Annotated in this window: 8 protein-coding genes; 4 read left to right on the top strand and 4 right to left on the bottom strand. The window is 68.6% G+C overall.

Annotated elements, in window-relative coordinates; all coding sequences use genetic code 11:
- Positions 1 to 588: glutamate ABC transporter substrate-binding protein (locus VMD50_RS14255; protein ID WP_325428389.1), on the top strand; the 588-nt coding region annotated here is incomplete at its 5' end.
- Positions 588 to 2855, top strand: coding sequence for a serine/threonine-protein kinase PknG (locus tag VMD50_RS14250; RefSeq protein ID WP_325428388.1), 2268 nt, complete (start codon positions 588 to 590; stop codon positions 2853 to 2855). The genes VMD50_RS14255 and VMD50_RS14250, both read left to right, overlap by 1 nt.
- A 78-nt stretch (positions 2856 to 2933) precedes the next feature.
- On the opposite strand, the gene VMD50_RS14245 is transcribed toward VMD50_RS14250, so the two are convergent.
- Complete coding sequence (locus VMD50_RS14245) at positions 2934 to 3773, bottom strand: endonuclease domain-containing protein (RefSeq protein ID WP_325428387.1); 840 nt, start codon at positions 3771 to 3773, stop codon at positions 2934 to 2936.
- A gap of 96 nt (positions 3774 to 3869) precedes the next feature.
- On the opposite strand from VMD50_RS14245, the gene VMD50_RS14240 reads away from it, so the two are divergent.
- Positions 3870 to 5195: a DUF1800 domain-containing protein gene (locus VMD50_RS14240; protein WP_325428386.1), complete on the top strand. Its 1326-nt coding sequence runs from the start codon at positions 3870 to 3872 to the stop codon at positions 5193 to 5195.
- Between the two features lie 11 nt (positions 5196 to 5206).
- A complete protein-coding gene (locus tag VMD50_RS14235; RefSeq protein ID WP_325428385.1) occupies positions 5207 to 6391 on the top strand; it encodes a DUF1501 domain-containing protein in 1185 nt (394 codons plus the stop codon).
- Here VMD50_RS14235 and VMD50_RS14230 read toward each other — a convergent pair.
- From VMD50_RS14230 to fgd, 3 genes are read right to left on the bottom strand one after another with little or no spacing between them, the layout of a single operon-like run.
- Positions 6380 to 7534, bottom strand: a complete 1155-nt coding sequence (locus VMD50_RS14230) for an acetate kinase (RefSeq protein ID WP_325428384.1) — start codon at positions 7532 to 7534, stop codon at positions 6380 to 6382. The two genes, VMD50_RS14235 and VMD50_RS14230, sit on opposite strands and share 12 nt — an antisense overlap.
- Positions 7524 to 9599 carry a phosphate acetyltransferase gene (gene pta / locus VMD50_RS14225; RefSeq protein WP_325428383.1) on the bottom strand — a complete coding sequence of 692 codons (2076 nt, stop codon included), beginning with the start codon at positions 9597 to 9599 and terminating at the stop codon, positions 7524 to 7526. The genes VMD50_RS14230 and pta overlap by 11 nt, the downstream gene beginning before the upstream one ends.
- The gene (gene fgd, locus VMD50_RS14220) at positions 9592 to 10602 is read right to left on the bottom strand and encodes a glucose-6-phosphate dehydrogenase (coenzyme-F420) (protein WP_325428382.1); all 1011 of its coding nucleotides are present in this window, start codon (positions 10600 to 10602) and stop codon (positions 9592 to 9594) included. The genes pta and fgd overlap by 8 nt, the downstream gene beginning before the upstream one ends.
- Between the last annotated feature and the right edge of the window lie 33 nt (positions 10603 to 10635).

Below are 10635 nucleotides of genomic sequence, written 5' to 3'. Positions count from 1 at the left end.
CCGTCGCACGTCGAGTACCGGATCCTGTCGTCGGAAGAGCGTGTCACCGCGCTGCAGAGCTCGGAGGTCGACGTGGTCGTCAAGACCATGACGATCACCTGCGACCGGCGCAAGCTGGTCAACTTCTCCACCGTCTACCTCGACGCCAACCAGCGCATCCTGGCCCCGCGGGACTCGCCGATCGCCAAGGTGGCCGACCTGTCCGGTAAGCGGGTCTGCGTGGCCAGGGGCACCACGTCGCTGCACCGCATCCAGCAGATCGACCCGCCACCGGTCATCGTGTCGGTGCTGAACTGGGCCGACTGCCTGGTGGCCATGCAGCAGCGCGAGATCGACGCCGTCAGCACCGACGACTCGATCCTGGCCGGGCTGGTCGAGGAGGATCCCTACCTGCACATCGTCGGGCCGAACATGGCCACCCAGCCGTACGGCATCGGCGTCAACCTGAACAACACCGGCCTGGTACGGTTCGTCAACGGCACGCTGGAACGCATCCGCCGGGACGGCACGTGGAACACGTTGTACCGCAAGTGGCTGACGGTTCTCGGTCCCGCGCCCGCCCCGCCGACACCGAGGTATGTGGACTGATGGCCGAAGCCACCCACTTCGAGGACGCCGACGAACAGCCGCCGGAGGTACAGACCGGCTCCTCGGCTGTCTCAGAGGCTCAGTCGCGGCCGCAGGCCACCCAGGCCCTGTTCCGTCCCGACTTCGACGACGATGACGACGACTTCCTCATCCCCGGGATAGACACCGACGGGCACGACCGGATGACGGTCGCCACCCGCGTGCTGCCGCCGACCCGGCAGCTCGGCGGTGGCCTGGTCGAGATCCCGCGGGTGCGGGACATCGATCCGCTCGAGGCGCTGATGACCAACCCGGTGGTGCCGGAGTCCAAGCGCTTCTGCTGGAACTGCGGCAAGCCGGTCGGGCGGTCCGGGGACGCCGGCGAGGGCGCCTCCGAGGGGTGGTGCCCGTCCTGCGGCAGCCCGTATTCCTTTTTGCCGCAGCTGAATCCGGGGGACATCGTCGCCGGCCAGTACGAGGTCAAGGGTTGCATCGCGCACGGCGGGCTGGGCTGGGTCTACCTGGCGCTCGACCACAACGTCAATGACCGCCCGGTGGTGCTCAAGGGCCTGGTGCATTCCGGTGACGCCGAGGCGCAGGCCATCGCCATGGCCGAGCGCCAGTTCCTCGCCGAGGTGGTCCACCCGCAGATCGTGCAGATCTTCAACTTCGTCGAGCACACCGACTCCCACGGGGACCCCGTCGGCTACATCGTCATGGAGTACATCGGCGGGCAGTCGCTCAAGCGGGCCCTCAAGGACGGGAAATCCGAGAAGCTGCCGGTCGCCGAGGCCATCGCCTACCTGCTGGAGATCCTGCCCGCGCTGAGCTACCTGCACTCCATCGGCCTGGTCTACAACGACCTGAAGCCGGAGAACATCATGCTCACCGAGGAGCAACTCAAGCTCATCGACCTTGGCGCGGTGTCGCGGATCAATTCGTTCGGATACCTCTACGGCACACCGGGTTTCCAGGCGCCGGAGATCGTGCGGACCGGCCCGACGATAGCCACCGACATCTACACGGTGGGGCGCACGCTGGCGGCACTTACGCTGAACCTGCGCACCCGCAACGGCCGTTACGTGGACGGGCTGCCCGACGACGATCCGGTGCTGAAGACCTACGACTCCTTCGGCCGGCTGCTGCGCCGCGCCACCGACCCCGACCCGCGGCGCCGGTTCTCCACCGCCGACGAGATGTCCGCCCAGCTGATGGGCGTGCTGCGCGAGGTGGTCGCCCAGGACACCGCGATCCCGCGGCCCGGCCTGTCGACGATCTTTTCCCCCAGCCGCTCGACGTTCGGCGTGGACCTGCTCGTCGCGCACACCGACGTGTACCTGGACGGGCAGGTGCACTCGGAGAGGCTGACCGCCAGGGAGATTGTGACCGCCCTGCCGGTGCCGCTGGTGGACCCGGCCGACGTCGCCGCCCCGGTGCTGCAGGCGACGGTGCTCTCCCAGCCGGTGCAGACGCTGGACTCGTTACGCGCGGCCCGCCACGGTTCGCTGGACGCCGACGGCATCGAGGTGGCCGAGTCGATCGAGCTGCCGCTGATGGAGGTCCGCGCGCTGCTCGACCTCGGCGATGTGGCCAAGGCCACCCGCAAACTCGACGACCTGGCCGAGCGGGTCGGCTGGCGGTGGCGGCTGGTCTGGTACCGGGCCGTCGCCGAGCTGCTCACCGGCGACTACGACTCCGCCACAAAGCACTTTACCGAGGTGCTGGACACCTTCCCCGGCGAGCTCGCGCCCAAGCTGGCCTTGGCCGCCACCGCAGAACTGGCCGGCAACACCGACGAGCACAAGTTCTACCAGACGGTGTGGAAGACCAATGACGGCGTGATCTCCGCGGCATTCGGGCTCGCCCGATCCCTTTCGGCCGAAGGCGATCGGGAGGCCGCGGTGAACACCCTGGACGAAGTGCCGCCCACCTCAAGGCATTTCACCACCGCGCGCCTGACCAGCGCGGTGACCCTGATGTCTGGCCGGTCCACCGGTGAGATCACCGAGGCGCAGATCCGCGACGCGGCCCGCCGCGTGGAGGCGCTGCCGCCCACCGAGCCGCGCGTGCTGCAGATCCGCGCCCTGGTGCTGGGCGGGGCGATGGACTGGCTCGAGGACAACGAGGCCAGCACCAACCACATCCTCGGCTTCCCGTTCACCGAACACGGCCTGCGACTTGGCGTCGAGGCGTCGCTGCGCAGCCTGGCCCGCGTCGCGCCCACCCAGCGGCACCGCTACACGCTGGTGGACATGGCGAACAACGTGCGGCCCACCAGCACGTTCTAGGTTTTGCCTTGAGTGTGAATCCTGGGCGGCGACACGCCGCTCAACTTCGCCGCCGGCTCACACTGAAAAGCCTTGAGTTCACACTCGATCCGCCAGCGCGGCGCGGACGCGGTGCACGATGCCGGCGGGCCGGTCCTCCGCGACGACCCGGACGACGATCCAGCCCATCCGTTCCAGCATCTCCTGCCGGCGAATGTCTTTCACATATTGTCGTCGGTCGGTTCGATGATGATCGCCATCGTATTCGACCGCGACACGCTGCTTTTCCCACCCGAGATCGAGGTAGGCGACTGGAATCCCGTGGTCGGCGAGCACCGCGATCTGTGTTTGGGGCCGCGGCAAGCCCGCGTCGATGAGAAGCAGCCGCAGGTAGCTCTCGCGCGGCGACTGGGCCCCGGGGTCGACCAGCTCGAGCGCGGCCTCCAGTCGCCGCAGACCGGGCGCGTGGGGATGGCACTTCGCGACGCGCAACACGTCGTCGCCCTTGAAACCCGTTGCGCGCGCGAGCGCGTCCAACCGAACGACCGCCGAGCGGATGGCGCCGCGCCGCCCGATGTCGAAGGCCGTCCGCTCGGGCGTGGTGACGGCACGCCCGGCCATCACCTGCCTCTCCCCGTCGAGCAGCACATCGCGCCGTATCAGCACCCCGGGCGGTGGGCGGGTGTTGGCGTGATTCAGCTCGACCGGGACATCGTCGGGAATCCACTTGGAGTCGTGTAAAGCCGCGGCGGCCGCGCCCACAATGGTCGCCTTGCGCCGCGACCACAGCCACGCGGCCGCGATGCGAAGTTCGAGCGAGAGCCCGACATCGTTGGGCAGGTAGACGTTCGGATAGACCGCGCGGTAGCCGGTCCGCAGCTGATACCGGCTCAACGCCCCACACGCCAACGCCTCGCTGCCGATAAACGGTTCGCTCATGCGGCGCAGAGTTGCACAGCAGCCGCGGAACGTGTCGACCTCTGTCCACAGGGGCCCACATAGCGAAAACACAGGTTCGTACCGCACAGTTAGGTCATGCCGGGGCAGTCCTCGCAGTGGATCAGCACCGCGCGCGGGCTGCGCCGGGCCGGGTTCGGGGTGACCGGACCCGACGTCGACGCGGCCGTTGCCCGGGGCTGGACGGGTTGCGTCGACGCCATGCTGGGCGCCGACCCCGACGCCGACCCGGGTGCGATCGCCACGCCGATACCCTCCCTGGCGACGCCACGCGCGCCCGGCAGGCGCGCGACACCGGCGGCGCGCAAGCAATACAACGGTCAGCTGTCGGAGCAACAGCGCGTGCTCTCCGATTGGTGGCTGAGCCGCATGGTGGGCGTCGGCCAGCCCATCCACGAGAAGCTGACGTTGTTGTGGCACAACCACTTTGCCACCTCAGCGCAGAAGGTACGGGTGGCGGCGTATATGGCCGCGCAGAACCAGAAGCTGCGCACCGGATCGCTGGGTGACTTCCGCACGCTGGCCTACGCGATGCTGACCGACGCCGCGATGTTGCGCTGGCTGGACGGCCAGAGCAATACGGCCAAGGCGCCCAACGAAAACCTCGCCCGCGAGTTCATGGAACTGTTCGCGCTGGGCCACGGCGACGGCTACACCGAGGACGACGTGCGCAACGGCGCCCGGGCCCTGACGGGCTGGGTGATCCGCCCGGACGGCCAGGCGTCGGTGCTGCCCAAACGCCATGATTCGACGGCCAAGACGCTGTTCGGCCGGTCCCAGAACTTCGATGCCGCCGGGTTCTGTGACGCCGTGCTGAGCCAGTCCAAGTCGGCGGAATATGTCGCGGGACGCCTGTGGCAGCAGTTGGCCTCGGACGACCCCCCTTCGCCGCGGGCGCTCGACCGCCTGGTCGCCGCGTACGGCCCGCGACGCGACCTGCGGGCGCTGACCCGGACGATCCTCACGGACGACGAGTTCACCTCGGGGCGAGGCGCCCCACACAGCAGAGTCAACACCCCGGTCGAATGGCTGATCGGTGCGATCCGGACGTTGCGGGTGCCCATCGACAAGCCCGCCCGGCTGAAGATGGTCGACTCGACATTGAGAACCCTGGGCCAACGGCCGTTTTACCCACCGAGCGTCGGCGGCTGGCCCAGCGGGCAGGTGTGGTTGTCCACCGCCAGCGCCGGAGTCCGCCTGCGCGCCGCGACGGACCTGGCGCGCGCCGGCGATTTGTCGAGCATCGAGAGCGTCCCGGCCGGCGACCGCATCGACGCCGTCGGGTATCTGATCGGCATCGGAGATTGGTCCGACCGCACCGTCAAGGCGCTGCAGCCGCTGGTGCGCCAACCGCCGCAGCTGGTCGCCGCCGCCGTCAACACCCCCGAATACCTCACCTCCTGAGCGGATTGCGCATGCCCGAGATCAACCGCCGCAGATTCCTGATCGCCAGCGCCGGCGTCGGCGCCGCAGGCCTGCTTTCCGGAGCGGTGGCGGTGAGTTGGCCCGAGCTGAAGCGCGCCGCACAAGACCGGCCGCTACCGGCCAATGCCGGTGTCCTGGTGATCGTGTCGCTGTACGGCGGCAACGACGGGATCAATACCCTGATCCCCTACGCGGACAATGCTTATCACGACGCCAGGCCCGAACTCGCCTACGCGCCTGGCGATGTCCTGCACCTCGACCAGCAACTCGGCCTCAACCCCGCGATGAAGGGCCTGGCCCAACTGTGGAACCAACGCCGGCTCGCGATCGTGCGCGGGGTGGGCTACCCACAACCCGACCACAGCCACTTCCGGTCCATGGACATCTGGCAGACGGCGTCGCCGGCCGAACCCGTCTCGACCGGCTGGATCGGCCGCTGGCTCGACGCCACCGGTGAGGACCCGTTGCGTGCGGTCAACATCGGGGCGGTCCTGCCGCCCTTGGCGGTGGGGCAGAAGCAGACGGCTGCGGCGCTTACCCCGGGCGGTGCGCCGGGCACGGCGGAGAAATTTGACACCGTCATGACTGCGCTGGGCGCCGACGACCCGAACGACACCCCGGCGATGGCCGCGGTATGCAAGGCGTACCGTGCCGCGCGCACCACGGATACCACGTTCGCCTCCGTCAGATCGCCCGGTGAACAACACAATCCGCTGACGATGCAATTGGGCGTGGTCGCCGCTGCGGTGCAGGCCCGCGTCCCCACGCGCGTGTATACCGTCCAGCTGGGCGGCTTCGACACCCACGCCAACGAACGCGGGACGCAGCAGCGCCTGCTCCTGACGTTCGACGAGGCGGCCACCTCGTTCCTGCGGCAGGTGGCCGACTCCAATGTGGTCCTGATGGCGTACTCGGAGTTCGGCCGCCGGGTGCGCGCCAACGCCTCTCAAGGCACCGACCACGGCACCGCCGGTCCCGTCTTCGTGGCGGGCGCACCCGTTCGGGGCGGCTTCTACGGCGAGGAGCCCGTCCTCACCGACCTCGACAATGGAGACCTGAAGTACACCACCGACTTTCGCGACGTCTACCACGAGCTGCTGGCCCGAACGGTCGGGGCCGACCCCACGCCGTCCGTCGGGGCGGGACGAAAGAGCCCGGGATTCCTAACCGCTTAACAGGCTGACGCAGTCGCGGGCGATGGCCAGTTCCTCGTTGGTCGGGATCACCAGCACGACGATCGGCGATCCGTCGGCGGATATCTGCCGGGCGCCCCGGCTCCCGCTGAGGTTGCGGCGCTCGTCGAGGACGATGCCCAGCTCCTCCAAGCCGGCCACCGCGTCGCGGCGCACCGCCGGATCGTTCTCGCCGATCCCGGCGGTGAAGGTGATGACATCGGTGTGCCCCAGCACGGCCAGGTAGGCGCCGATGTACTTTCGCAACCGGTGAATGAACACGCTGTAGGCCAATTGGGCGGCCCCGTCGCCCGATTCGATCATTTCCCGCAGCCGCCGGAAGTCTCGCTCACCGGACAGCCCCAGCACCCCGGACCGCTCGTTGAGCATGGCCTCGACGTCGTCGACGCCCATGTTTGCCCGGTGCCACAGGTAGCTGACGATGCTGGGGTCGATGTCACCGCTGCGGGTGCCCATCACCAGGCCCTCCAGCGGCGTCAGGCCCATCGACGTGTCGATCGCCCGGGCGCCGGCGATCGCGGACGCCGAGGAGCCGTTACCCAGGTGCAGCACAATCTGTTTCAGCCCGCCGGCCGGCCGGTCCAGGAAGGCGGCGGCCTGCTCGCTGACGTAACGGTGCGACGTGCCGTGAAACCCGTAGCGGCGGATCTGCCACCGCTCGGCCACTTCGCGGTCGATCGCGTAGGTCGCTGCCGCGGGCGGCATGTCGTGGAAGAACGCCGTGTCGAACACGGCAATTTGGGGAACGTCGGGCAGCAACTTGCGCGCGACCTCGATTCCCTTGAGCGCGGGCGGATTGTGCAGCGGCGCCAGCTCGGACAGCTTCTCGAGCGCGGCGATGCGCGCGTCGTCCATCAGCGTCGGCCGGTAGAACTCGTTGCCGCCGTGCACCACCCGGTGCCCTACCGCCATCAGCCCACAGGTCCGCAGGTCGATGCCGCCCTGCGCCAATTCGTCGAACGCGCGACGCAGCGCCGCATCGTGGTCGGGAACCGACGACGCGTCCTCCCCGATCCGCTCGATGTGGCCGGACGCCCGAACCGCGCCCGAATCGGGCTGCAGCAACTTGTATTTCAGCGACGACGAGCCGGCGTTGATCACCAGCACGAGGCGGTCACCCGTCATGGCTGCCCTGCGCCTGGATCGCGGTGATGGCAACCGTGTTCACGATGTCCTCGACCAGCGCCCCCCGGGACAGGTCGTTGACCGGCTTGCGTAGCCCCTGCAGCACCGGGCCGATCGCGATCGCCCCGGCGCTGCGCTGCACCGCCTTGTAGGTGTTGTTGCCGGTGTGGAGGTCGGGGAAGATCAGCACGGTGGCGCGGCCGGCCACCGGCGAATCGCCCAGTTTGGTGGCCGCGACGGACGGCTCGATCGCGGCGTCGTACTGAATGGGACCCTCCACCAGCAGCCGCGGATCCCGATGACGCACCAAATCCGTTGCCGCCTTGACCTTGTCGACATCGGCACCCGCACCGGAATCGCCGGTCGAATAGGACAGCATGGCCACCCGCGGCTCGATGCCGAAGTGCGCGGCGGTACGCGCGGAGCTGATCGCGATGTCGGCGAGCTGCTCCGACGTTGGGTTCGGGATGATCGCGCAGTCGCCGTATACCAGCACCCGGTCGGGCAGGCACATGAAGAACACACTCGACACGGTGGAGACGTCGGGAACCGTCTTGATGATCTCGAACGCCGGCCGGACGGTGTGCGCCGTGGTGTGGACGGCACCCGACACCATGCCGTCGACCGCGCCGTTGTAAACCAGCATGGTTCCGAAATACGTGCCGTCGCGCATGATCTCGCGGGCGTGCTCGACGGTGATCCCCTTCGCCTTCCGAAGCTCGGCGTACTGCTCGGCGAACTGCTCGCGCAACTCGCTGCTGAGTGGATCGAACACGACTGCGCCGTCCAGGTTCACGCCGAGCTCCGCCGAACGAAGGCGGATACGGGCTTCGTCGCCCAGGATCGTCAGGTCGGCGACGCCGCGCTGCAGCAGGCGGCCGGCCGACCTGAGGATGCGGTCGTCGTCGCCTTCCGGGAGAACGATGTGCTTGCGATCCGAGCGGGCCCGCAGCTGCAGCTGGTAGGTGAACATCTGCGGCGTGACCACGGTTGGGATGGGAATGGCAAGCTGCGCAAGGAGATCCATGATGTCGACGTGGCGCTCCATCAGCTCGAGCGCGGTGTCGATCTTGCGCTGCGAGGTTGCCGTGATCCGGCCGCGGGCCGAGGCGGCCGCGCTGGCCGTGTCGTAGGTGCCCAGCGCGGTGGCGATGATGGGCAGGCGCGAGCGCAGGCCGCTCACCAGGGCCGCAATGGAGGGATGCAACTCGAACCCGCCGTTGAGCACGAGGCACGACAGCGACGGAAACCCTTCTGCCGCATGGGCACTGGCGACGGCGAGCACCACGTCGGAGCGGTCGCCGGGGGTGATGACCGCCATGCCGTCGCCCAGCCGTTCCAGCACGTGGTCGGCGGTCATCCCGGCGACCAGCACGGACATCACCTCGCGTTCCCGCAGCGACGCCTCGCCGCTGACCGGCATCCCGTTGACGGCCTTCTCCAGTTCGGCCACCGTCGGCGCCGACAGCAGCGGCTCCTCGGGCAGCACGTAGCTGCGCTGGGGGAAGGCCTTCAGCGCCTCGGCAACCTCGCTCAGTTGCGCGGGGTCGCAGCGGTTGGCCACCACCGCCGCGGTGTGGGCGTGCTGAGCGGTCAGCTCGGCCAGGCACACCGCGACCACTCCGGCGACCTCGTCGGGCGTCCTGTCCTTCCCGCTCACGGTCAGCAGCACGGGCGCGCCGAGGTTGGCCGCGATCCGAGCGTTGACCGAGAGCTCGGCGGGCCTGGTCACGTCGGTGTAGTCGCTGCCGACGATCACCACGACGTCGCAGGCCTGCGTCATCGCGTGATACGTGTCGACGATGCCGGCGATCGCGGCGTCGGTGTCGGCATGCAGCTGCTGGTAGGTCAGCCCGACGCACTGCTCGTACGACAGGCCCGCGGTGGTGTGCTCCAGCAGCAGCTCGAGGATGTAGTCGCGGTTCTCGCCGAGCCGCGTAATGGGCCGGAACACACCGACCCTGGCGACCGTGGCGGTCAGCCGGTGCAGCAGCCCGAGGGCGACCGTCGACTTGCCGGTCTCCGGCTCGGGGGCGGCGATGTATATCGCCGAGATTTCAGCCAAGTTGCCGCAGCCTGGGCGCCAGGTCCTTTTCGAAGAGCTGCAGGAACCGGCGCTGGTCGTGGCCGGGGGCGTGGAACACCAGGTGGTTGAGGCCCCAGTCGACGTAGTCCTTGACCTTTTCGACGGCCTCGTCGGGGTCGGAGGCCACGATCCAGCGCTTGGCGACCTGCTCGATCGGCAGCGAGTCGGCGGCCTTTTCCATCTCGATCGGGTCGTCGATGCTGTGCTTCTGCTCGGCGGTCAGCGACAGCGGCGCCCAGAACCGGGTGTTCTCCAGCGCCAGCTCGGGGTCGGGGTCGTAGGAGATCTTGATCTCGATCATCTTGTCGATGTCGTCGACGTTGCGCCCGGCGGCCGCGGCGCCCTCTTGCACCGCCGGCATCAGCTTGTCCTTGTACAGCTCCTCGCCCTTGCCGGAGGTGCAGATGAACCCGTCACCGGCCCGCCCGGCGTACTTGGCCACCGCCGGGCCGCCGGCCGCGATGTAGATGGGGACGCCGCCCTCGGGCACGTCGTAGATCGAGGCACCCTTGAGCCGGTAGTACTCGCCGTCGAAGTCGACACGGTCGCCGCGCCACAGCTCGCGCATCAGGCGCACCGACTCGCGCAGCCGGGCGAACCGCTCCTTGAACTCCGGCCAGTCGCCCTGGTATCCGGTCGCGATCTCGTTCAGCGCCTCGCCGGTGCCGACCCCGAGGAAGATCCGGTTCGGGTACAGGCAGGCCATGGTGGCGAAGGCCTGCGCGATGACCGCCGGGTTGTAGCGAAAGGTCGGGGTGAGCACCGACGTGCCCAGCACGATCCGCTTGGTGCGTTCGCCCACGGCGGTCATCCAGGCCAGCGAGAACGGCGCATGCCCGCCCTCGTGCCGCCACGGCTGGAAGTGGTCACTGACGGTTGCGCTGTCCATGCCGTGACCTTCGGCGGCGACAGCCAGTTCGACGAGCTCGCGCGGTGCGAATTGTTCAGCGGAAGCTTTGTATCCAAGTGTCAGTTCAGCCACGGGTCATTTCTACTCCTCGCGGCGATCGCTCCT

This window comes from Mycobacterium sp. (genome assembly GCF_035506235.1).
Lineage (GTDB): Bacteria > Actinomycetota > Actinomycetes > Mycobacteriales > Mycobacteriaceae > Mycobacterium.
Note: the sequence above shows the minus strand (reverse complement) of the source record. Positions and strands in the feature narration are given on the sequence as shown.